The following is a 22,188-nucleotide window of genomic DNA, read 5'->3' on the forward strand; positions in this document are numbered from 1 at the left end:
TTACAAATAAGCGGATTTAACGATGGATCAAACTGATGGAAACCAGCAGGGCCTTTACAGGTCCGAATTTGAACACGACTCCTGCGGAACAGGCTTTATAACCAATATTGACGGACATAAGACTTATCATATTATTGACGATGCGTTAACCATGTTAGAAAATATGGAGCATCGCGGGGCTTGTGGTTGCGACCCTGATAGCGGGGATGGCGCGGGTATTTTAATACAACTTCCTCATGAATTTTTAATGGAGGAATGCTCGGACCTGGAAATAAGCTTGCCTGAACCCGGAGAATACGGAGTGGGCATGATGTTTTTCCCAAAGGAACCGACGCTGAAAAAAGCCTGTCGCAAAATTATTATTGCTGCTGTTGATAAACTGGGTTTACAGATGCTCGGCTATCGTAAATTACAGGTTGATTCATCTGTAATTGGTGAAACCGCACGCCAGGCCGAACCCGATTGTGAGCAATTATTTATTGCAAGGCCTCACACTATTGTAAGTGTTGATGATTTTGAACGTAAATTATACGTATTAAGACGATATATTAATAAAACGATAGCCGAAACTATCCCGGCTGCAAGCGAACATTTTTATTTTGCGTCGCTATCATGTAAAACCATAATTTACAAAGGGCAGGTAACTACCTATCAGCTGCGTAAATACTTTACAGATCTTGCCGACCCGCGTATGGCATCAGGTTTTGCTATGATCCACTCGCGGTTCTCTACCAATACATTCCCTTCGTGGAAACTGGCGCAACCGTTCCGTCTTATTGCGCATAATGGCGAAATAAACACGCTTACAGGTAACCTAAACTGGTTTTATTCAGGTTTAAGATCATATGTGTCTCCGCATTTTACAGCGGAAGAAATGGATATGCTGCTTCCGGTTATTGATAATAACCAATCAGATTCAGCGTGTCTGGACAATATTATCGAGATACTGCTTCATTCCGGTCGTTCATTGCCGCATGTGATGATGATGCTGGTACCCGAAGCATGGGATGGTAACGAGCAGATGGACCCAGTTAAAAAGGCGTTTTATGAATATCATGCCACCTTAATGGAGCCCTGGGATGGTCCTGCCGCTATCACCTTTACCGACGGTAAACTGGTAGGGGCATTGCTTGACCGTAATGGTTTGCGCCCTCTTCGTTATGTTATCACTAACGACGGACGTGTTATTGCGGCATCAGAAGCGGGAACACTTCCTATTGACGAAAGCACCGTAATAAGAAAGGGACGTTTGCAACCCGGTAAAATGCTGCTCATTGATACCGAAAAAGGACAGATCATTACCGATGATGACATAAAAAAGCAAATTACTTCGCAGCAGCCTTACGGCCGCTGGCTGGAGAATTACAAGATACGTTTAGGAGAGCTGCAGGAACCACGACTGGCTTTCGCAAGCCTTTCGGCCGAAGCAGTGTTCCGTTACCAACAGGTTTTTGGCTATAGCCGTGAGGATATTGATACAATTATTAAGCCAATGGCGCTTGATGGTAAAGAACCTATCGGTTCTATGGGCACAGATGTGCCTTTGGCCATCCTGTCAGATAAGCCTCAGCATTTATCAAGTTACTTTAAGCAGTTTTTTGCGCAGGTAACCAATCCGCCGATTGATCCTATAAGGGAACGTTTGGTGATGAGCCTTTCAACCTTTATCGGAAGTAATGGGAACCTGTTGGATGAAGATAAGATGCATTGCCATTGTGTGGTATTGCAACATCCGATATTAAAAAATCATCAGTTAGAAAAACTTAGAAGTATAGATACGGGTTTATTCCACGCAAAAACCCTGCAAACTTATTTTATAGCAGATGGTATGCCCGGCTCACTGGAAAAAGGTATTGCAAGGCTTTGCCGTTATGCAGAGGATGCGGTAGATGATGGTTTCGAGGTGCTTATACTCTCTGACCGTGCTATAGATTCGGGGCACGCGCCTATACCATCGTTGCTTGCCGTATCTGCAGTACACCACCACCTTATAAAAAAGGGGCGCCGGGGCGCAGTAGGTTTGGTTGTGGAAGCAGGGGATGTATGGGAAGTTCATCACTTTGCCTGTTTACTGGCATTTGGCGCTACAGCTATTAACCCTTACCTGGCGCTTTCAACTATTGAAACGCTTAAAGAAAAAGGGAAGTTAGAGACAACGCTGGACGTAAAAGCACTTTATAAAAATTATGTAAAATCTGTTAACGACGGGCTATTGAAGATCTTCTCAAAAATGGGGATCTCCACCTTGCAGTCATATCACGGAGCACAGGTTTTTGAGATATTAGGTATTAACAGCGATGTGGTAGATCGTTATTTTTCAGGAGCGGTAACCCGTATAGGCGGTTTAGGGCTTGACGAAATTGCACGCGAAGCATTATGTAAGCATAAAATTGGTTTTGGCGCCGCCGAAGCGGAGAGTAAATTGTTACCGGAAGGTGGTATTTACCAATGGAAACGCCGCGGAGAAGCCCATTTGTTTAACCCGGATACGGTGCACTTGTTGCAGCATGCAACACGCTCTAATAATTACTCGGTTTATAAAAGCTACGCCGCAAAAATAAACGAGCAATCACAGAAACATTTTACTATAAGAGGCTTGCTTGATTTTGCACACCACCGTGAAGCTATAGGTCTTGATGAAGTTGAACCGGCGGAAAATATAATGAAGCGTTTTGCTACCGGTGCAATGTCTTTTGGATCGATATCACACGAAGCACATAGCACTATGGCTATCGCAATGAACCGTATTGGTGGTAAAAGTAATACAGGCGAAGGCGGGGAAGACGAGATGCGTTATGATAAAATGCCAAATGGCGATTCCATGCGGTCGGCTATCAAGCAAGTGGCATCGGCACGTTTTGGAGTAACATCCAATTACCTTACCAATGCCGACGAATTGCAAATAAAGATGGCTCAGGGTGCGAAACCAGGCGAGGGCGGACAATTGCCCGGCCATAAGGTTGATGACTGGATCGCACGTACACGGCATTCTACACCGGGGGTGGGTTTGATATCGCCGCCGCCGCATCATGATATTTATTCTATTGAGGATCTGGCGCAACTGATATTTGATCTGAAAAATGCTAACCGTAAGGCTCGCATCAATGTTAAGCTGGTATCAAAAGCCGGCGTAGGTACTATTGCCGCGGGCGTTGCTAAAGCGCATGCAGATGTGATTTTGATTGCCGGTTATGATGGCGGTACAGGCGCTTCGCCAATTAGTTCGGTTAAACATGCGGGCTTGCCATGGGAACTTGGTTTGGCAGAAGCTCATCAAACACTTGTGCGTAATAAATTGCGCAGTCGTGTAGTATTACAAACCGACGGACAATTAAAAACCGGTCGCGACCTTGCCATAGCTGCCCTGATGGGAGCCGAGGAGTGGGGTGTTGCTACCGCCGCGCTTGTTGCAGGTGGATGTATAATGATGCGTAAGTGCCATTTAAATACCTGCCCGGTAGGTGTAGCTACACAGGATCCTGAATTAAGGAAGTTATTTAGCGGCAAGCCCGACCATGTGGTTAATTTATTCCGCTTTATGGCCGAAGAACTGCGCGAGATAATGGCAGAGCTTGGTTTCCGCACGGTAAATGAGATGGTGGGACGCGTTCAGTTCCTTAAAGTTAAAGATGGTATCAAAAACTGGAAAGCCAAGACTATTGATCTTTCCGGCATACTGCATCCGGTTACCAACCATAAAGGTCTTACGCTTTATAATAGCGAGCAGCAGGATCATGGTATGGACGATATACTGGATTGGAAACTACTGGAAAATGCAAAGGCTGCACTGGAAGATAAAACCCCTGTGTTTGCAACTTATGAAGTAAAGAATGTTGACCGTACTATAGGTACATTACTATCGAACGAAATATCTAAAATATACGGTTCGGCAGGTTTGCCGGATAATACCATCAACTACAAGTTTGTGGGATCTGCAGGGCAAAGTTTTGGTGCATTTACCACAAAAGGGATTTCATTTGAACTGGAAGGTGAAGCAAATGACTACGTAGGTAAGGGTCTTTCTGGAGCGCAGTTAGCTATATACCCTGCGGCTAACGCTACTTTTACGCCGGAGGATAATATTATTATCGGTAACGTGGCACTATACGGAGCTACAGCAGGAGAGTTATTTGTACGTGGTATGGCAGGCGAACGCTTTGCTGTACGTAACTCAGGTGCTACAGCGGTTGTTGAAGGTACAGGTGATCACGGTTGCGAATACATGACAGGCGGCCGTGCATTGATTTTAGGCGAAACCGGAAGAAACTTTGCCGCAGGAATGAGCGGCGGGCTTGCATGGGTATATAATCCAAACGATACTTTCGCTAAAAATTGTAACCAGGAAATGGTAGACCTCGATCCGCTATCAGTAAAAGATGAAGAGCAGATCATTTCTTTATTGAAAAAGCACATTCATTTAACAGGAAGTAAGGTGGCCCAAACCATCTTAAAGAACTGGAACGAGGCCTCTGGCAAGTTTGTGAAGGTTTATCCTAAAGAGTATAAAAAGGTGATCGAAAAACAGCAATATCAAACCATTAGCTAATTATTATGGGAAAAGTAACAGGATTTCAGGAATTTAACAGAGAGCTGCCTCAAAAAACACCTATAGCAGAACGGGTAAAAACCTATAATGAGTTTGTGGGCTTATATTCTGATGAAAAGTTAAATCAGCAATCTGCACGCTGCATGAATTGCGGGATACCATTTTGCCATTCGGGCTGCCCGCTCGGAAATGTTATTCCCGAATTTAATGACGCCGTTTATCGCAAAAACTGGGACGAAGCTTATCAGATATTAGCATCCACTAATAATTTCCCGGAGTTTACCGGAAGGATATGCCCGGCGCCATGTGAATCGGCGTGTGTATTAGGGATAAATAAACCAGCAGTTGCTATTGAGGAAATTGAAAAGCACATCATCGAGATAGCTTACGAGAAAAATCTGGTTAAAGCAGAGGCCCCATTTATTAAAACAGGGAAAAGTGTAGCTGTTGTAGGTTCGGGCCCTGCGGGGTTGGCAGCCGCAGCGCAGTTAAGCAAAGCCGGGCATGCTGTTACTGTTTTTGAAAGAGATGATAAACCGGGTGGTTTGTTACGCTACGGTATCCCTGATTTTAAGTTAGAAAAGTGGGTGATAGATCGCCGTATAAAAATAATGGAAGAGGACGGGGTGGTATTTAAATGTAACACCGAAATAGGTAAAACCATAGCTGCTGAAGAGTTAGTACGTAACCATGACGCGGTAGTTTTAGCAGGAGGCTCCACCATACCACGTAATTTGCCTATACCCGGCCGTGAACTTAAGGGCATTTATTTTGCCATGGAGTTTTTAAAACAGCAAAATAAAAGAGTTAGCCATACTGCTTTTGATGCAGAAGATATATTAGCTACCGATAAGGATGTGGTAGTGATTGGTGGTGGCGATACCGGATCGGACTGTGTAGGTACATCAAACCGGCAGGGAGCACGTTCTATAAAGCAATTTGAAGTGATGATGCAACCACCGGAACAACGTACGCCTCATATGCCTTGGCCCACGTATCCTATGGTGCTGAAAACCACCAGCTCGCATGAAGAGGGTTGTGAACGTTTCTGGGGAATTAATACTAAAGAATTTTTAGGCGACGAAAATGGCGAATTGCGCGCATTACGGGTAACAGATGTTAGCTGGGAAATTGATGTGATGGGCCGCCCCATGAAATTCACTGAAGTGGAAGGATCGGAAAGGGAAATTCCTTGCCAGCGCGTATTTTTAGCCATGGGCTTTTTACACCCGCAGTTTGAGGGCGCGTTGGAGGAACTGGGCGTTAATTTAGATGAGCGTAAAAATGCTAAAGCCAAAGAGGGTATATACCGAACAAACGTTAGTAAGGTATTTACCGCAGGCGATATGCGCCGCGGACAATCATTAGTAGTTTGGGCTATATCAGAAGGGCGTGAAACCGCACGTAAGGTAGACGAGTTTTTAATGGGCCACTCTAATTTGGAAAGTAAGGACGCCGTAAACCAGTTTGAACAAGTATTTTACTAAACCTCGGATCAATAACATTAAAAAAGGAGGGCATGCCCTCCTTTTTCTTGTCTTTATTTTTCAGCGTTTTTTAGCTCAGCAGCATTTTGTTCTTTAAGTTTGGGTATCATCTCTTTTACCTGTTTTTGCCAATCGGTTTGTAACGAATCCCAGGTAGTATATGCGTGATAGCTCTTAAAATCCAACTTGATACCAGTTTTATAAGGTCCATATACACCCAAGTATTCTGTTTTGTCATCATCTAATTTAAACTTAAACGCATAAAATGCACCGTCCTTGTCGGGTATATTGCCTAAAAGAGTAATATCCCGTAGGCTACCGTAATCTTCCACGTTGGTTAAATACTGGTATAAATTTAGTTTTGCAAATTCAACAGGCTGCCGGTATTTTAAAGCAACTTTGTCAAGTTTATTTTCCTGATTCAAAGTTTCCATCAGGGAATAGCGTGTATCAATACTATCAGCTAACTTATTAATTAGCTTTTGTTCTACGGGCAAATTGTTAGATATTCTGGTATTTACCGCATCAGCTAAGCGCCAGTTATCCTTTTTTATTAATTTTGCAGTAAAAGGCGCTGTTAATGGTTGCGCCTTAATTTTATTCATAATCTGCAAATAATAGTACACAGGTAAACCCCATTCGTTTCCGGTGGTATCTGTATTGTTTAAAAATTTTTCTGCATCCTCATTGGCGGTAGCCGTTAACTGGTTAAAATACGGCGTTACACTATTAATGTATTGGTCTTGATTAACAACAGACTGTGTAACACCCAATATACTGTTCTTGTACTCCGGATATTTAAGGAGCGGAATTATACGACTGTAATTTGTTACTACATACTTCAGCGAATCATACATAGGGCTGAATAATTGATAACTGTTTTCTGTTTTTATAACAGGTATACTCGTTATAAGATCCAGATAGGTATTATAACCGTTTTCTTTATCTACCTGTGTTATAACGTTTAAAATAGTAGCTTTAATTGCGTCGCTGGTTGCTTTGTTGGTAACTATATCCTTAAGTATACCAGGTGTTTTATTATCACTGGTTGATTTGAACTTTTGAATTATAGTTGATCTTGTGCCATAAGCCAAGGTGTCATCAGGATAGTTTTTCTGCAAAGCCTTATACAAATATGGCAACTCGTCTTTTTCGAAGTCGTAATAGGAAAGTGCACCATATGCATATTTCTGCGTAGTGGAATCGGCTGAAGCCAGATCATTTGTTATGAGTTCCGCTTTTGAAGATGCGAGTGAAATAGGCGTGTTCGCTTGTTTTTTAACCAGTGAGTTGTAAATTTTATTAGCGGTTTCGTCGAATAATTCTTCTTTGGATAAATGGCCTGAGAAATAGAACAGGTCGCCATTATCAATTATTAATCTTTTACGTATTTTTTCTTTTTCAGAATTTTCAACAATAAATTCTCGACCGCTGATCCCGTTCACTAATATGGTATCAACCTTAATAAGTGAGTCAGGGTAGGCGGAGAATTTTGGAATAAGGTAATTATAAACAGAATCGATATCCTTTGCCCGGTAATATTTGCTGAATGTGGCATGCTCAAGTTCATAAACGCTGCCTGACACAGGATTTGTAGATATGATATTTGCAGACGATTTTAAAAATGAGTTATATATTGGTCGCGAACTGGTAACCATTTTTGGGTCGCTAAACATAGTTACCTGGAATTTTCCATCATCAAAAATTGCAGGTACAAGTTCGGATTTTAAATAAGGTAAAAATTTGAATGATTCAAAAAAATCATCTTCAACATGTTCGCTTGACCTCTCCTGGAGGTTCTGTTTAAGTAGAAGATATATCCGGTTACCTCTTACAAATAATTGTATACGGCAGTTGTATTTATCGTTGATGATAAGTGTAAATGCCCTGCCTTCATACCCATCCTTAAATATTTTTTCAGGTTCGCCTATTAATTTACCCCTTTTGCCATATTCCGTGGGTATTGATTCAAACAGTTTACCTTTATCAGCAAGATAATTGCCTTTCGGATAATCGTTGTATCTTACTATATAATTTTCCAGGTTATCTGTATCCGCGGCCATATACATGTTAATTTGGTACGGGTCGCCCAGGGAATCAATAGGATTTGGTATGGTTTGCACCATTTTTTGAGGTGTAAAAGGCATACTGATTGAAAAAGCCGCTGTGTCATTTTTGAACGTTATCCAATTAGCCCGCGAGCTTTCCTCAACTTTGAAGCTTTTAAATGAATTAAAAAAACGATCGGCATAAGGTGTATTTATACTCTTGGGATTATTGCCGGCGTATAAACAATATAAAATATTATTGTCAATGATCAGCCTGAAACGTACCATGTCATCACCAGATTCCATGATAACGTCAGTAACCTGTTTGCCGTTAAGCAGTACCTTTTTATTACTTACGATATGGTTCTTTTTGTTTGATTTAAAGTTGTTAACCACCATGTTTATTAAACTGTCCGGGGTTACGGGTCTGGCGGTAGTTCCCTTTTTTATAGCGTATGCACCAAAATAAAGGTCATTTGCCAGGTCGGGGTAAATAACCGTGTTCATACCATACAGAACGTTGGTTTGGATAGGAGTTGAAGGCATATCCATAGCATATCCATTCTTTTCATCAGTATATGTTTCCCATTTTATTTTGTTAAAATCGGGCTTATAGTTATCAGCTACGCCAGTAAACGTGGCTTTTACAGGTGTTAACGTATATCCCGCTTTTCTTAATAATGAAATAAGCCCTTCGTCTCCTATAAGATGTGCTACACCAACAGCACTGAATAGCGACTGTGTGGAGATAAGATTAACTATACTTTTGGCCATTAAATTATTACGACTTATAAGTACAGGGTCATTTAGCTGCGCATCGCCTAATATTTCTGATATAGTAGTTAAGTTTCCCGTCATGTAGGCTTTGGTCATCTTCTCTAAATCATCCAATGCCTCCTCATCACTTTCGCTTAGTATATCCTGCAATCGAGACTTAATTTCATCACCGGAGTTAAGTTCCTGGTAAAACGGATCGGTAATGTGCTCTAAACCATATATATTTTTATCCATTGTACGGGCAACACCATACAAGTATGCATCAATAAATGATTTCCTGTCATTGGGGCGTTTTTTTACAGGCGTAATCATAGATTCTACCATAGTCGGATCAATTTCCCCCATAGGATAGCCATTTTTTTCCTCGAAACGCTTTGCCAGTTTTTCATACTCCTCTTCATTAAGCATTTTGCGGATGTTTCGCGAGGTATCATTAGCATCCATATTACTGAACATTTTTCTCAGCAGCGTATCAGGGTGTATTTCCAATGCAAAAGACTGGCAATTTTTTATGGCCAGCATAACTGAGTCGCTAAATCCGAATACCCGGTTATCTTTAACATGCATGGTGCCGAATAAATAAGAGGGCTTGGTTAGTCCGTGTCCGCTAATGCGCCAAAGTAAATTATAATTGGCTTTTTGCTGTGCCCAACTGCATGAGAATGACAGGAGTACTAACAGAATAATTGTACAGGTTTTTTTAAAGAAATTTGTGGTAGCGATAAAATTCCTCGTTTGAGAAGTTTTTGATGAGTAAAGTTTATACATATTATATTGTGATAGTCCCTTAGGTAAGGTTTCACTAATATAACAGTTAGTTCGGTTATAAAATAACCTGATTAACTAATTACCCGGATATTTTATTTCAGTATTTTAAAAATGGCGGTGAAACCGCACGTAAGGTGGACGAGTTTTTAACGGGTCATTCTAATTGGAAAGTAAGGACGCCGTAAACCAGTTTGAACAAGTATTTACTAAACTGAAAACGATAACCATAAACTAAAGGCGCTGGTAAAAGCGCCTTTAGTTTTTATTTAATGTTGTGCTATAGCGTAAAAGTCTGCTCTTGTTTTAGTTGCATTAGTTTTCTCTATTCTTTCTTTTTCCTTTTTGTAATATTCAGCAGTAGATAAATCTACCTGATAAGAGTATGTCCGGCCTTTTTTTGCAGCACCGTATAATTTACTGGTGTAATATAATACAATATCTGTTGCACTGTAATTGTTCAATTCGGCATTTTTAATGTGTTTACCATCTAACCAAATACCATAAGTTGAGGCGTTTTTCCAACTATTAAATTGATTAATTGTTGGTGTACGCTTTGGAGTTATGGAATATTTTTTTGTAAGATGCGCAAAAATTGCCCGTTGCTTAGTAGAAAGCTCACTTAGAGCTTTAACGTATTGTGTACCATCTTTTTCCCTGAAATGTATAAAAACACTATCCGCGTCATAATGGTCTCTGTAAACCGTAACAGGAGGGTGATCTTTAGATTGTTTTATTTCAGTAGTTTTTGAACTTGCAGTTTCTTGCGGAAGAGTTTGCTGTGCCTCAGCATTCATGCATAATGCAAATACTAAAGCGAGGGTAACAGGTACAAGGCTAATGCCTTTGATGATTGCCCGTAATTTAGAGGTGAAAGTTCCCATCATAATTAATCGTTTTTTAGTTACTGAATAATTGAAGTTGCTTGCTAATACGTAGTTAGATTGGAGCCCGGCTTTAGCCAGTAAAAGGTACTGGTAGCTTTTTATATCCTGTTTGGAGTTAATTACACCATCATCCGCCAAAAACTCATGATTTAGCTGTATGGCTTTTTTATAGAAATAAAATACCGGGTTAAACCAAAATATGGTTTTAAGCAGTTCGATAAAAAGTATATCCCATGAATGTTTTTGTTGAACATGTACCGTTTCGTGAATCAGCATATCTTCCTCCATCTCCCCCGCGAGATAATTCCATTCGTTCACAAATATGTAATGTAAAAAGCTGTTAGGTATAATATTTTCCTGAATTAAAATAAGCGTAAGGTTGCCCTGAGGTATCTTTTTATTCCTATAAGCTTTTAACAGGATCTTTGAAAGATTAATAACAAAGCGAAGGAGCAATATTAATGTGACAGCGATATAACCGACGAACAGATAATCATTTAGATTAAGCCCAGTAGGGGATGTTATGATCACTGATGATTTAGGCTGCAGGGTTATATTATCAGCTACATAAGGTAAAATGTGTACATTATCCATTTGGTGGAATACCGGTATAGACTCGTGCTTAACCGGTATATTTATCTTTAATAATGGTAAGGTTAAACCCAACACCAAGGCTAAAAGCAGATAAAATCTTTTAAAGCGATGCATGTTTTCTTTTTCCAGAAGCAACAGATAAACCGCAAGCAGTAGTATTAAGCATATAGCAGATTTGATAAGATAGGCTGTCATTTTTTCTTATTTTTAATTTCCTGTTCAATTATTTTTTTTAGTTCCTCTAACTCGGTAGTTGATAAATCTGTTTCACGGGTAAAAAAGGAGGCGAATTGAGATGCAGAGTTATTAAAGAAGTTTTTTATCAATCCGTTTACATGTGCAGAGAAATAGTCGGTTTTAGCGATTAATGGATAGTATTCTCTTGAATTACCAAAGAGTTTGTATGCTACAAAACCCTTTTCAGCAAGACGTTTTAACATAGTTGCAATAGTGGTAGCAGCAGGTTTGGGATCCGGGTAGCATTCCAGTATATCTTTCATAAATCCTTTTTCCATCGACCATAAATACTCCATTAATTGTTCTTCGGCTTTAGCTAACTTCATTTTATTCTACATTTATATACTTTACTCTACAAATGTAGAATAATATTTAAATAAGTCAAATAATTTTGAAAAATTTTATTTTAGAAGGGTGGGGTAAAAATATTACTTATCCGAAGGATTTTTTTTATTCGCCAAAAGCATCTCCGCCATTTTGTTGATACGGTTTATACGGGTTTGCTCTTGCCTGGCAGAAAGTATCCAAACTACATATTCCTTTTTGTGCGAATAGGCAAGTTTGTTAAAAAATGCAAGGTTTTCCGGATTTTTCTCTAACTCAGTTTTAGCATCGTTTGGAAGTATCACCTGTTTAGTTTCGGGGTTGATATACGCCGAATAATCGTTTTGTTTGATGGCTGCCTTGCTGCTGTCTGATTTCCTGACCAAATGCTCAGGTTTTAGCCTTAAAGCTGTCCAGGTTTCATTTATGGCAGCTGCTGTAACAGGGCGTAAACTGTATATACTAAGTTCATCCCAACTTCCCATCATCTCCAGATCGGTATCAATCCCGGAGTTCTTTTTTGGATAGATGATCCATAGAACTGTTTCCGGTTTTAATATTTTACTGATCAGTTTAAGGTTTGCAGCTAATTCTGCACTGTTTTTTACAAATAACTGTATACCATCAGGAGTGCCTTCGGCTTCAAAAATTAAATTCGTGTTTTCGGGCAGGGGCTCCAGTAGGGATAAGTAACTTTCAGGAGCGTTTAATATCAGCCATGTTTGGCCGGGTTTTACTAACAGCTTTTTAGCAAGTGCGCTCATAACTGATTATTTTGAATTGAATTTAGCAAAGAAATCCCATAAAACTATACCTGCCGATACTACTATATTAAAAGAATGCTTAGTGCCAAACTGGGGAATTTCTAAACAGGTATCAATTTTACTCATTACGTCTTCTCCAACCCCATTTACCTCGTTACCAAAAATAAGCGCGTATTTTTCATTATTTACCGGAGCGAAGTTATTAAGCATGATGCTGTTTTCTGCCTGCTCGATAGCTACAATATGGTATCCGTCGGCACGTAATTTATCAACTGCCTGTACGGTATCGGCAAAATATTTCCAATGGATGGATTGGGTTGCGCCAAGGGCGGTTTTTTCAATTTCGCGATGGGGTGGTTGCGCGGTAATGCCACAGAGGTAAACAGCCGAAACGGCAAAGCCATCTGATGTACGGAAAACGGAGCCTATATTGTGCATGCTGCGTACATTGTCGAGCACTACTACCACAGGCAATTTTTCCTGCTGTTTAAATTCTTCAACCGTTGCCCGGTTCAGTTCATCGAGTTTTAATTTGCGCATAAAATTGAGTATGCTGCAAAACTAAGCTTTTACTGCTTCTTTTAATATTCCTACACCATCTCCTATTAAGGAACTGTATACAGACGGTGCATAGCCTGTTTTATCAGTATAATATTCACTAACTTCTTTACTGAAGTTTTCGAACGCGTCTTTTTTAACTAAAGCGATGGCACATCCGCCAAAACCCGCGCCCGTCATCCGGGCTCCTGCAACAGCAATGTTGGTTTTACAATAATCAACTATGGCATCTAATTCTTTCCCACTCACTTCATATAGTTCGCTCAGGGAGTGATGCGAAGCATACATCAATTTGCCAAATTCCAACAGATTGTTATCACTTAAGGCTTTAGCGGCAAGTTTTACCCTGTCGTTCTCTTCTACAACGTGGGTAGCCCTTTTTAATACCGTTTCATCTTTTATTAAGTGTTTGTGTTGATTAAAAGTTCCGGTATCAATATCACAGAGATTATTAATGTCAAGTTCGGCTTTTAAAGCTGTTAAGGCTGTTTTACATTCCTGTACACGCTCGTTATATTTTGATTCTGCTAATTTGCGGGGTTTATTGGTGTTGATAATTGCCAGCAAATAATCGCCCAAATTACTGTCAACCGCCTCGTAATCCAGTGTGTTGCAATCAAGCATTAGTGCTTTGCTTTCTTCGCCAAATGCCACCGCAAACTGATCCATAATACCACAACTGACACCTATAAAATTGTTTTCGACAGACTGGGATAATTTTACCAGCTCAAGCTTAGAATAACCGGCATCAAACATATCATTTAAAGCAAATGCGGTAACAACTTCTATTGATGCGGATGATGATAACCCCGATCCAATTGGTATATCGCCGTAAAATAACATATCTAATCCACTAAGGCTTTTGCCTTCTTTGATAAAATAATCAATAATACCAATGGGATAGTTATACCATAACTCATCTTTTTTATGGAATGATGCGGAATGTACGGGAACTTCTGTCTCATCAGAAAAATTCATGCTTTTAAATCGAAACACATTATCGCTATTTGGCGCTACAAATAAATAGGTACCAAAGGTGATAGCGCAGGGCATTACTAAGCCGCCATTATAATCAATATGCTCACCAATTAAGTTAACCCTGCCGGGAGAGAAATATGTTTGAGTTGAGTTTTTACCGTAGGCTTTAAAAAATTCTTGTTGCAAGCGGGTTTTCATATGGCAGTTTAATAGTAGTGTGAAATTAACAGTTATTACAGATTGACTAAAATAATCGTAATATTTGGTTTATAAAATTATCGGGATAAAACAGTGTGTATAAACGTAACAATTTTAAATAATGAAACAATATCTTATAACTGCATATGACCATACTGATGACGAAGCGCTAAAGCGACGTATGGATGTTCGTCCTCATCACCTGGATGGTGTGAGGGTACTAAAAGAAAACGGCAATTTTATTATGGGAGGAGCGATGTTAAATGACAATGGCGACATGGTAGGCTCAGTAATGATCATGCAATTTGAAAATGAGGAAGAGCTTAAGGCATGGCAACAATCGGAGCCGTACATAACGCAAAGGGTTTGGGATACGGTTGATATCAAGCCTTTCAAGGTAGCTAAAATTGATAACGACTAATTTTAGGTGTAGTTATTAAATTCCCAATATCCCTCGGGGTTTTTTGTGTAAAATGCTGAATATTGTTTGCCCCCGGTTTTAAAGTTGAATGAAAGCGACAGGGCATTAGGATCATCCGGTAGAAATTGAGGTAAAATACTATCAGCCACCAATTTTATATTATTCTTATGCGGATCGGTTTCCCGTTCTAAATTTAATTTATAATCGGCGAAGGTAGGGTATAGGTAATGTATATGATCTGCCTTATCATCTTTTAACAAACGGCCTGCATCAAAAGCATTTGCTTCGGTTTGTTCCCGGTAATCTTCCATAGCTTGCAGCAATTTATCTGCTGATATTTCAGGCTCCCCGTTTGGCGTGTACGTGTAATAATTTTTAAGAATTTCTTCTTTGCTTTTCATTTCCGCAAATTACGTCTGTTTTTTAATAATAAAAAAACGGATGATAAATCATTACCATCCGTTTTAAAAAACTGAGCTTTTATTGTTGAGAGGAGATGCTGTTCAATTCGTCTATATCGTCTGCATCCAATGTAATATCCACTGCTTTCATGTTTTCTTCCAAATGGTTAACACTGGATGTGCCGGGAATTAACAGTATGTTAGGCGAATGATTTAACAACCATGCTAAAGCTACCTGATGAACTGTAGCATTATGTTTATCGGCTACTTTTTTTAATTTTTCCTGACTGGCAACATTGCCTGCATTTAACGGGAACCAAGGTATAAAGGCGATGTTATTATCATTACAATAATTAAGCACTGCCTCCCATTTACGGTTATCTACACTGTACATATTTTGTACGGATACCACCTCAAAGAAGGTTTGCGCCAGTTTTATGTCCTCTACACTAACTTCTGATAAGCCTATGTGTTTTATTTTACCATTTTGCTGAGCCTGTTTTAAAAACTCAAAGGTTTTCTCAGCCGGTACTTTAGGATCAATACGATGCAATTGATAAAGATCTATCTGATCCAGTTTCAAGCGTTTTAAACTACCTTCCAATGCTTCTTTTAAGTGGTCGGGATGAGAATTTACAGGCCATTCATCAGGGCCGGTTCTTAATAAACCACCTTTGGTAGCAATAACCAAACCGTCCGGGTATGGATAAAGTGCTTCGGCAATAAGTTCTTCAGATACGTTAGGTCCGTAGCTGTCGGCGGTGTCAATAAAATTTACGCCCAGCTCAACCGCACGTTTTAAAACTTTTATGGCTTCAGCTTTATCATCGGGTGGTCCCCAAATACCTTTACCGGTTATGCGCATAGCCCCATAACCTAATCTGTTTACGGTTAGGTCGTTACCAATTTTGAATGTTTTTTCGGATAATGCTGTGTCGTTATTCATAATAAATTGTATTTGCTGTATTATTGAAATAACAACCATTGTTTAATGATTGTTCATTTGGGTAATACATACAAATGTCAATTTATAGTGTGTGCTAACGCCAGGCTCCCAATATAGCCCCCATTAATGTTAATGAGATAAGACTATAACCCCCGTTTATAAAAATATAACGCCAGCATTTTAATTCAAAAAGACTGTGTATGGCTATGGCGGCAAAGGTCCAGATACCGGCTAAAAAGCCTGCGGTGGCACCCCAGGAGGTATCAGTTTTTGCATCAGCCAGAAACATAGCCAGATTGGCTGCCATAATTAATGAAAACAACGCGGTAAAGCCGAAAGCTTTAGCTTTATTCCCTTGTTTGATCTGCTCCTGGGTAAGATTACTATCAATCATCCAGGCATTGCCAAACAAAACGGATGAATACCAAATACCCCCAACTACAAAAGCAGATAGTGCCGCTACTATAACGGCTAACCAGTTAACGAGTGAAAAATCCATAATTTGCTTATTATTAAGTTTATATATAAAATTATTAATTAAACTTAATAATATGAGCGCTTAAAATATGGCTGTTATTTTACAGTATATCTTAACACATATCTTCCTAAGTTGCCGTCAGCATCAAATCCTTCTATAGTGGCACGGTAGGTGCCACGGCCATCAGCGTTAAAAAAATCAACAGTCGCTGCCCCGGTTTTATCGGTAGTTACATTTGGATTCCAGTAAATTGTAGTCCGCAGATCAGGACCGAAAGCCGTTTGGCCGGTTACCCCGTATTTTGGCGAATAAAATTCACGTACAATACTATAACCTTGGGGTTTCAATTTCATAATATAGGGTGGGGGAACAAGCTCTTGCAGCTCATTAAAGGATATTTTGGTTTTCTTTATTTTTTTAAGGCTTATGCTTATTATGCCCGAAGTGCCATATCTTTCATTAACTCCACTCAGACCATCCTTTTTAAAAAACTCAACCGACTCAACCGTGCTGCCATCAATAGTACCCAGATAATTAAAATCAACAGGTAAGCCGTTTACAAATACTTGCATGGGTAACTTATTGTTACTGTTATAAGAGCTCATCATATAAATATTACCATTTTCAACGGTTGCACCAAGCAGCATGGAAGGCAGGCACGATAACAAATTCTGACATCCGACAAAACGGTCTTTATTAAGTACCTGATCAGGCTCTGGAGGTAATCCTGTTAATGACGGATAATCTGTATGTCGTGGTGTTATGGTAGTTGATTTGATAACTACCTCCTTTAAGTTATGCGAATTATCATATTGTTTTTTACTGTTTTGCAGGTAAGGCTTAAATGCTGTATCTATATTTAAAATTCTGTCGTTAACATATCTGTTTAAAGTAGGAACCTGATAAGTTTCACCATTAGCTGTAAGCATCAGGTTTTTATTATTAACATTATTTCGGCCACTGATTATGACTTCGGAAGAGTCAGGAAATGACAGATCTGAGAATTTAAAATTTCCCACCATATCAGCTGTAGTTTCTGCATAAAAATTCTTCGCCGGTATTTGTAAGCTCAATTTACCTTTGGCTATCGGTAAGCCAGTGTTATTCCTTATAACGCCGCTTAATTCAATGCCATGTTGCTCCGGCAATAAATATACCGGCGGATACTTACCGGCAAGTATCTCAGAATAGGCTATGCGTCTGTATCCCTGTGTTAATAATAAAATATCAAGGTCTTGTGCGGCATTGGCATTTTTGCTAAGAAAATAATAATTAGGTTTTTCAATATATCCTTTCAGATCTGACGTGAGCAATAAATTTGACAGAATGCTTGATTCTGCGTTTTCATCAAAAGGTACCTTACTTTCATCAACTACCGCTATAGAGAAATTACCCTCAACGGGCACTTTCTTATTTTTGGCGGATATCGCTATTTTAACTCTTTGCCGGGTGGTGTAAACTTTGTTATCAGCAGTAAGATTAAGGGTAAGATTATCGTGATGCTGAATAAAAAAAACGCGCTCGCTTACAGGTGTACCCTGTCCGTTAAATAAAGTTAGCTGAACCAAACCTGTAGGGAACTTGCTTTTTGGAATTGCTGCACTGTAAACAGGGCTTGCCAGTGCGGTTTGGGCCGCAAAGTACACCGCTCCGCCACTTTGCGCAATTATGTAATAAGGTTTGCCGCGGTTAGCATCAAAATATGGTGAGTTTGAGGATATCTTTATAGTTATACTTGCAGCGGTATCCACATTATACACAGCCAGGTTTACTCCTGATGGTCTGGCGCGGGGGAGGCTGTAAGTCGCTTTGGTTCCATCTGTAAATGTAACATTAGCCTTATAAGTTTTTCCATCTTCGGGTATTAGATTAAACGCGCCCATACCCAAATGCTGCGACGTAAAATTTGCTACGATTTTGCCTGCATTATCAATCACATTACCTTTAGCGCCAATGCCTAAGCCATTTGTATTAAGCGCCTTAAAGGCAACCTTTGTGAGCACTCCATTTATTAGTTCGCCACCTTCGGGGAAAAATTGTACATCCTTTTCGGCGGCCGCTGTTTTTAACGGGAATGTTTTAATTACGGTTTTCCTGTCGGCCAATTCAACTTCAGTTGTTAATATTGCATCTTCCAATAACGATGGCTTACCTGCAAATGCAATGTCGGCGATGCCGGAACTATTAGTATTGGTTTTACCACTGCTTATGTCGTCACCGTTGGCAGTTACCCGCCACATCACCTTTTTATTGGCAAGTGGTGCATCTGCAGCGTCTTTGAAAATTATATGGGTATTTATATTTAATTGATTACCTGTACCGGACGAATTAAATGAAATAGTAGTATTTAACGGATTATTGATAGAATTACCGATCACGATATTTTTATTGAAAAAATAATCCGGATCAAAATTCCGCATCCATGCGGTATACGCTCTAAGATGATAGTTGCCCTCTTTAAATAAATCAGATGAAAGAATGATGTTACCCGGAGCCACGCTATTAACCACCGGTAATTTTAACGATTGAATGATGGTGTTTTCTTCGTTGGTTATATCAACATACACCACTTTGCTTAAGTTTGAAGGGGAATGCTTATCAACCGTTAAATAAGCTTTAAACCATATGGTATCACCGGCGGCATAATAGGGCTTATCTAAATGCAGGTAAACTTTTTCTATGGGATATCCTGTAGTAAGTTTTGATGTTTTTCTTAATATGGTAGTAAGGCTTACGGTGTCTTTTTGGGCAAATGCCGGCAGTATAGAAATTATGGATAATGATAGTAATAAAGCGGCTTTTTTCAAGGTCATGATATTATAAGTGTTGCAAGGCTAATATAAACATTTACCTTTATGAGTGGTTGAACATGTATCATTTTAACATTTTATAACATTTTTTACATATACCGGCATGGCTACGGAAATTGAGCGTAAGTTTTTAGTTGATCATAAAAAGTGGGATTTATTTAAAAAACCACCCGGCGAGTTATATAAACAAGGTTATTTATTAAACGACGAGAAATGTACAATACGTATCCGCTTAACTGAAAGTTCTGGCTTTATAACGTTAAAAGGAGGAACTACCGGTATAAGCCGCAGTGAGTTTGAATATGCTGTGCCTTTACAGGATGCCAACCAGATATTGGATGAATTGGCTTTGTCATCTGTCGAAAAGATCAGGTACCCTGTGAATTATAAGGGTAAGCTTTGGGAAGTAGATGTATTTAAAGGAGAAAACAAAGGATTGATTGTTGCAGAGATAGAGTTGCAGGATGAGAATGAGTATTTTGAACTGCCTGAATGGGTTACAAAAGAAGTTAGTAATGATATGCGATTTACCAATGCAAGCTTATCGGTATCGCCTTATAAATATTGGGAAAAGTAGTGCAAATAAAAAACCGCCATCTTCTGGCGGTTTTTTATTTATTTGTTAAAATTTTTTGTTTACCAGCCTGAACCCTTTTTAGCGTTGCCTTTTTTAATATGTTCTTCTGCAGTTGCCTTGCCCATTATAGCTGCCATTTTGTTTCCTTCGCTATCTTTGCCGGTTGCAATATATCTTCCTGACTTAATATCGATAACAGGATCGATCATCGGTACGTTCTTAGTTTTCGTTTTTACTGAATAGGCGGTAATTCCACCTTCTTTTTGTGCTGCCATAATAAGTTTTTTAGTTTTAAAGTTTAAACTGATTTAATAATAATTTGTTTTATTTAATTAAAGCGTATTTGTTTATTGTAATTACAAGCGGGCAAGATATGTATTTATACTTAACTAACAAAGTTACTATGCAAGGTTGTTAGTTTTGTTAAATTGAATAAAGCAGACACCAAAAGGGAAACCTACTATATAATAATGAACTATTTAAAGCTAAAGTTGTAGTTATTAAATAATAACACAAAATTATGAAACGCTACTTATATATTTTAGTATTAGGATTGGCATCATGTGCCGGAAACAATAAAGATAATTCATCGGATACCGATACCCTGGCTTTAACAAACGTAAAGCAAGATACTTCACTTACAAAACAATTAAGTACGCCGGCTCAAAATATGGAGTACTGTTTTATACGTACCGAGGGTACAAGTAATCAGGATACTACAGCTATACACCTGGTAATTAATGCCGATAAAGTGAGTGGCGATATGCTGTGGTTACCTAAAGAGAAAGACAGCAGAAAAGGGACTTTACTTGGTAAAATTAATGGGAATAAAATTGACGCTGTATGGACTTTTATGCAGGAGGGTATGAAAGATACCTTGAGTGTGGATTTTAAACTTTCTGCCCAACAACTTGTACAAAAACCGTTTACTTTGAACACGGCTACCGGCAGGCAGCAGACAAATGAAAATGCAGATTATTCAATATCATATAACATGGATAACTGCGAAAAATTCAGAACTTATTAACCTTGATTTAAAAGGTATTATTTTTATAAATCCTTGTGCTGCTGTTTTATTATAGCAGCATTTTTTTATATAGAGCAAATTTATTAATCAGCGGTAGCAATATCTGATTTAGGCATCGACGAATCCTTAGCGGAGAAACTTACACTTTCTGACTTTATTTTTGCTTCTTCGGCTTTTTGATTATTTGTTTTTGTAAGCGACAAAGCGGTTACTGCTGTTGATAAAACTAAAGCGGCGGCTATAATGTATTTTTTCATGATGTTATAATTTAAAACTTTGTTACTGTATTTAATAGTTAAATAATTAATCGGCGGTTCCTACATCCTTCTTAGTATCAGCGGTTCCTACATCCTTCTTAGTATCAGCGGTACCTACATCTTTTTTAGTATCGGCAGTACCAACATCTTTCTTAGTATCAGCGGTACCCACGTCTTTTTTTGTAGTGATTGTTGCTTTTGTTGGAGTAGTGGTAGTTGCGTTTGCGTTAAATGATAAGGCTGCTGTTGATAATATTAAAGCTGCTGCTATGATTGATTTTTTCATGATTTTATATTTAAAATGTTTTATGATCTGTTATTAAGGTGATTATGATTGATTAATTAGTCAGCAGTTCCTACATCTTTTTTAGTATCAGCGGTACCTACATCTTTTTTAGTATCGGCAGTACCAACATCTTTCTTAGTATCAGCGGTACCCACGTCTTTTTTTGTAGTGATTGTTGCTTTTGTTGGAGTAGTGGTAGTTGCGTTTGCGTTAAATGATAAGGCTGCTGTTGATAATATTAAAGCTGCTGCTATGATTGATTTTTTCATGATTTTATATTTAAAATGTTTTATGATCTGTTATTAAGGTGATTATGATTGATTAATTAGTCAGCAGTTCCTACATCTTTTTTAGTATCAGCGGTACCTACATCTTTTTTAGTATCGGCAGTACCAACATCTTTCTTAGTATCAGCGGTACCCACGTCTTTTTTTGTAGTGATTGTTGCTTTTGCTGGAGTAGTGGTAGTTGCGTTTGCGTTAAATGATAAAGCTGCTGTTGATAATATTAAAGCTGCTGCTATGATTGATTTTTTCATGATTTTATATTTAAAATATTTTATGGTCTGTTATTAAGGTGATTATGATTGATTAATTAGTCAGCTGTTCCTACATCTTTTTTAGTATCAGCGGTACCTACATCTTTTTTGGTATCGGCAGTTCCAACATCTTTCTTAGTATCAGCGGTACCCACGTCTTTTTTTGTAGTGATTGTTGCTTTTGTTGGAGTAGTGGTAGTTGCGTTTGCGTTAAATGATAAGGCTGCTGTTGATAATATTAAAGCTGCTGCTATGATTGATTTTTTCATGATTTTATATTTTAA

At 38.9% G+C, this 22,188-nt stretch carries 21 protein-coding genes; 5 read left to right on the forward strand and 16 right to left on the reverse strand.

Translation table 11 applies throughout. The features are described 5' to 3' along the window. The first annotated feature begins 22 nt into the window (after nucleotides 1-22). A complete protein-coding gene (gene gltB / locus I5M19_RS16680) occupies nucleotides 23-4,546 on the forward strand; it encodes a glutamate synthase large subunit (RefSeq protein ID WP_200067492.1) in 4,524 nt (1,507 codons plus the stop codon). Between the two features lie 5 nt (nucleotides 4,547-4,551). Further along, a complete protein-coding gene (locus I5M19_RS16685) occupies nucleotides 4,552-6,033 on the forward strand; it encodes a glutamate synthase subunit beta (protein ID WP_200067493.1) in 1,482 nt (493 codons plus the stop codon). A 53-nt stretch (nucleotides 6,034-6,086) separates the two neighbouring features. Here I5M19_RS16685 and I5M19_RS16690 read toward each other — a convergent pair whose 3' ends face one another. The 6 genes from I5M19_RS16690 to I5M19_RS16715 form a co-directional block, all read right to left on the reverse strand. Next, a complete protein-coding gene (locus I5M19_RS16690) occupies nucleotides 6,087-9,626 on the reverse strand; it encodes a TraB/GumN family protein (protein ID WP_200067494.1) in 3,540 nt (1,179 codons plus the stop codon). 266 nt (nucleotides 9,627-9,892) lie between these two features. Continuing rightward, nucleotides 9,893-11,299: a M56 family metallopeptidase gene (locus I5M19_RS16695; RefSeq protein ID WP_200067495.1), complete on the reverse strand. Its 1,407-nt coding sequence runs from the start codon at nucleotides 11,297-11,299 to the stop codon at nucleotides 9,893-9,895. Beyond that, nucleotides 11,296-11,667 (reverse strand): BlaI/MecI/CopY family transcriptional regulator, encoded by a 372-nt coding sequence (locus I5M19_RS16700; RefSeq protein WP_200067496.1) that lies wholly within the window; start codon nucleotides 11,665-11,667, stop codon nucleotides 11,296-11,298. The genes I5M19_RS16695 and I5M19_RS16700 overlap by 4 nt, the downstream gene beginning before the upstream one ends. Before the next feature lie 102 nt (nucleotides 11,668-11,769). Next, on the reverse strand, nucleotides 11,770-12,429 hold the full coding sequence (locus I5M19_RS16705) for a YdeI/OmpD-associated family protein (protein ID WP_200067497.1): 660 nt from the start codon (nucleotides 12,427-12,429) through the stop codon (nucleotides 11,770-11,772). Nucleotides 12,430-12,435: 6 nt separating this feature from the next. Beyond that, nucleotides 12,436-12,969, reverse strand: coding sequence for an RNA methyltransferase (locus I5M19_RS16710; protein ID WP_200067498.1), 534 nt, complete (start codon nucleotides 12,967-12,969; stop codon nucleotides 12,436-12,438). Nucleotides 12,970-12,990: 21 nt separating this feature from the next. Then, complete coding sequence (locus tag I5M19_RS16715; RefSeq protein ID WP_200067499.1) at nucleotides 12,991-14,163, reverse strand: galactokinase; 1,173 nt, start codon at nucleotides 14,161-14,163, stop codon at nucleotides 12,991-12,993. Nucleotides 14,164-14,284: 121 nt separating this feature from the next. On the opposite strand from I5M19_RS16715, the gene I5M19_RS16720 reads away from it, so the two are divergent. Then, nucleotides 14,285-14,584 (forward strand): YciI family protein, encoded by a 300-nt coding sequence (locus tag I5M19_RS16720; RefSeq protein WP_200067500.1) that lies wholly within the window; start codon nucleotides 14,285-14,287, stop codon nucleotides 14,582-14,584. A gap of 2 nt (nucleotides 14,585-14,586) precedes the next feature. Here the strand turns inward: I5M19_RS16720 and I5M19_RS16725 are convergent, their stop codons facing one another. The 4 genes from I5M19_RS16725 to I5M19_RS16740 all read right to left on the reverse strand — a co-directional run bounded on the left by I5M19_RS16725 (nucleotide 14,587) and on the right by I5M19_RS16740 (nucleotide 19,222). After that, entirely contained in the window at nucleotides 14,587-14,985 is a 399-nt protein-coding gene (locus I5M19_RS16725) for a hypothetical protein (RefSeq protein WP_200067501.1), read from the reverse strand. 79 nt (nucleotides 14,986-15,064) lie between these two features. Further along, nucleotides 15,065-15,931 carry an aldo/keto reductase gene (locus I5M19_RS16730; RefSeq protein ID WP_200067502.1) on the reverse strand — a complete coding sequence of 289 codons (867 nt, stop codon included), beginning with the start codon at nucleotides 15,929-15,931 and terminating at the stop codon, nucleotides 15,065-15,067. A 94-nt stretch (nucleotides 15,932-16,025) separates the two neighbouring features. After that, nucleotides 16,026-16,430, reverse strand: coding sequence for a DUF1761 domain-containing protein (locus tag I5M19_RS16735; protein WP_200067503.1), 405 nt, complete (start codon nucleotides 16,428-16,430; stop codon nucleotides 16,026-16,028). A 74-nt stretch (nucleotides 16,431-16,504) separates the two neighbouring features. After that, complete coding sequence (locus I5M19_RS16740; protein WP_200067504.1) at nucleotides 16,505-19,222, reverse strand: carboxypeptidase regulatory-like domain-containing protein; 2,718 nt, start codon at nucleotides 19,220-19,222, stop codon at nucleotides 16,505-16,507. Nucleotides 19,223-19,322: 100 nt separating this feature from the next. Here I5M19_RS16740 and I5M19_RS16745 point away from each other — a divergent pair, with 100 nt between their 5' ends. Next, a complete protein-coding gene (locus I5M19_RS16745; RefSeq protein ID WP_200067505.1) occupies nucleotides 19,323-19,796 on the forward strand; it encodes a CYTH domain-containing protein in 474 nt (157 codons plus the stop codon). A 59-nt stretch (nucleotides 19,797-19,855) separates the two neighbouring features. Here I5M19_RS16745 and I5M19_RS16750 read toward each other — a convergent pair whose 3' ends face one another. Next, the gene (locus I5M19_RS16750; RefSeq protein ID WP_200067506.1) at nucleotides 19,856-20,071 is read right to left on the reverse strand and encodes a hypothetical protein; all 216 of its coding nucleotides are present in this window, start codon (nucleotides 20,069-20,071) and stop codon (nucleotides 19,856-19,858) included. 245 nt (nucleotides 20,072-20,316) lie between these two features. Here I5M19_RS16750 and I5M19_RS16755 point away from each other — a divergent pair, with 245 nt between their 5' ends. Beyond that, nucleotides 20,317-20,823, forward strand: coding sequence for a hypothetical protein (locus I5M19_RS16755; RefSeq protein ID WP_200067507.1), 507 nt, complete (start codon nucleotides 20,317-20,319; stop codon nucleotides 20,821-20,823). 83 nt (nucleotides 20,824-20,906) lie between these two features. On the opposite strand, the gene I5M19_RS16760 is transcribed toward I5M19_RS16755, so the two are convergent. From I5M19_RS16760 to I5M19_RS16780, 5 genes are read right to left on the reverse strand one after another with little or no spacing between them, the layout of a single operon-like run. Next, nucleotides 20,907-21,080 (reverse strand): hypothetical protein, encoded by a 174-nt coding sequence (locus I5M19_RS16760; protein ID WP_200067508.1) that lies wholly within the window; start codon nucleotides 21,078-21,080, stop codon nucleotides 20,907-20,909. A 46-nt stretch (nucleotides 21,081-21,126) separates the two neighbouring features. Next, nucleotides 21,127-21,366, reverse strand: coding sequence for a hypothetical protein (locus I5M19_RS16765; RefSeq protein WP_200067509.1), 240 nt, complete (start codon nucleotides 21,364-21,366; stop codon nucleotides 21,127-21,129). 56 nt (nucleotides 21,367-21,422) lie between these two features. Continuing rightward, complete coding sequence (locus I5M19_RS16770) at nucleotides 21,423-21,635, reverse strand: hypothetical protein (RefSeq protein WP_200067510.1); 213 nt, start codon at nucleotides 21,633-21,635, stop codon at nucleotides 21,423-21,425. 56 nt (nucleotides 21,636-21,691) lie between these two features. Then, nucleotides 21,692-21,904, reverse strand: a complete 213-nt coding sequence (locus tag I5M19_RS16775; protein ID WP_200067511.1) for a hypothetical protein — start codon at nucleotides 21,902-21,904, stop codon at nucleotides 21,692-21,694. A 56-nt stretch (nucleotides 21,905-21,960) separates the two neighbouring features. Then, entirely contained in the window at nucleotides 21,961-22,173 is a 213-nt protein-coding gene (locus I5M19_RS16780) for a hypothetical protein (protein ID WP_200067510.1), read from the reverse strand. Nucleotides 22,174-22,188 lie beyond the last annotated feature (15 nt).

The organism is Mucilaginibacter segetis (genome assembly GCF_016522075.1).
GTDB classification, from domain to species: Bacteria; Bacteroidota; Bacteroidia; order Sphingobacteriales; family Sphingobacteriaceae; genus Mucilaginibacter; species Mucilaginibacter segetis.

Bases quoted from the DNA above. Each gene is read 5' to 3' on its own strand.
- I5M19_RS16730 (WP_200067502.1), bottom strand. From the start codon at position 15,931: ATGAATAACGACACAGCATTATCCGAAAAAACATTCAAAATTGGTAAC.
- I5M19_RS16770 (WP_200067510.1), bottom strand. From the start codon at position 21,635: ATGAAAAAATCAATCATAGCAGCAGCTTTAATATTATCAACAGCAGCC.
- I5M19_RS16745 (WP_200067505.1), top strand. From the start codon at position 19,323: ATGGCTACGGAAATTGAGCGTAAGTTTTTAGTTGATCATAAAAAGTGG.
- I5M19_RS16760 (WP_200067508.1), bottom strand. From the start codon at position 21,080: ATGAAAAAATACATTATAGCCGCCGCTTTAGTTTTATCAACAGCAGTA.
- I5M19_RS16750 (WP_200067506.1), bottom strand. From the start codon at position 20,071: ATGGCAGCACAAAAAGAAGGTGGAATTACCGCCTATTCAGTAAAAACG.
- I5M19_RS16720 (WP_200067500.1), top strand. From the start codon at position 14,285: ATGAAACAATATCTTATAACTGCATATGACCATACTGATGACGAAGCG.
- I5M19_RS16710 (WP_200067498.1), bottom strand. From the start codon at position 12,969: ATGCGCAAATTAAAACTCGATGAACTGAACCGGGCAACGGTTGAAGAA.
- I5M19_RS16705 (WP_200067497.1), bottom strand. From the start codon at position 12,429: ATGAGCGCACTTGCTAAAAAGCTGTTAGTAAAACCCGGCCAAACATGG.
- I5M19_RS16700 (WP_200067496.1), bottom strand. From the start codon at position 11,667: ATGAAGTTAGCTAAAGCCGAAGAACAATTAATGGAGTATTTATGGTCG.
- I5M19_RS16735 (WP_200067503.1), bottom strand. From the start codon at position 16,430: ATGGATTTTTCACTCGTTAACTGGTTAGCCGTTATAGTAGCGGCACTA.
- I5M19_RS16780 (WP_200067510.1), bottom strand. From the start codon at position 22,173: ATGAAAAAATCAATCATAGCAGCAGCTTTAATATTATCAACAGCAGCC.
- I5M19_RS16765 (WP_200067509.1), bottom strand. From the start codon at position 21,366: ATGAAAAAATCAATCATAGCAGCAGCTTTAATATTATCAACAGCAGCC.
- I5M19_RS16695 (WP_200067495.1), bottom strand. From the start codon at position 11,299: ATGACAGCCTATCTTATCAAATCTGCTATATGCTTAATACTACTGCTT.
- I5M19_RS16690 (WP_200067494.1), bottom strand. From the start codon at position 9,626: ATGTATAAACTTTACTCATCAAAAACTTCTCAAACGAGGAATTTTATC.
- I5M19_RS16755 (WP_200067507.1), top strand. From the start codon at position 20,317: ATGAAACGCTACTTATATATTTTAGTATTAGGATTGGCATCATGTGCC.
- I5M19_RS16775 (WP_200067511.1), bottom strand. From the start codon at position 21,904: ATGAAAAAATCAATCATAGCAGCAGCTTTAATATTATCAACAGCAGCT.
- I5M19_RS16715 (WP_200067499.1), bottom strand. From the start codon at position 14,163: ATGAAAACCCGCTTGCAACAAGAATTTTTTAAAGCCTACGGTAAAAAC.
- gltB (WP_200067492.1), top strand. From the start codon at position 23: ATGGATCAAACTGATGGAAACCAGCAGGGCCTTTACAGGTCCGAATTT.
- I5M19_RS16685 (WP_200067493.1), top strand. From the start codon at position 4,552: ATGGGAAAAGTAACAGGATTTCAGGAATTTAACAGAGAGCTGCCTCAA.
- I5M19_RS16725 (WP_200067501.1), bottom strand. From the start codon at position 14,985: ATGAAAAGCAAAGAAGAAATTCTTAAAAATTATTACACGTACACGCCA.
- I5M19_RS16740 (WP_200067504.1), bottom strand. From the start codon at position 19,222: ATGACCTTGAAAAAAGCCGCTTTATTACTATCATTATCCATAATTTCT.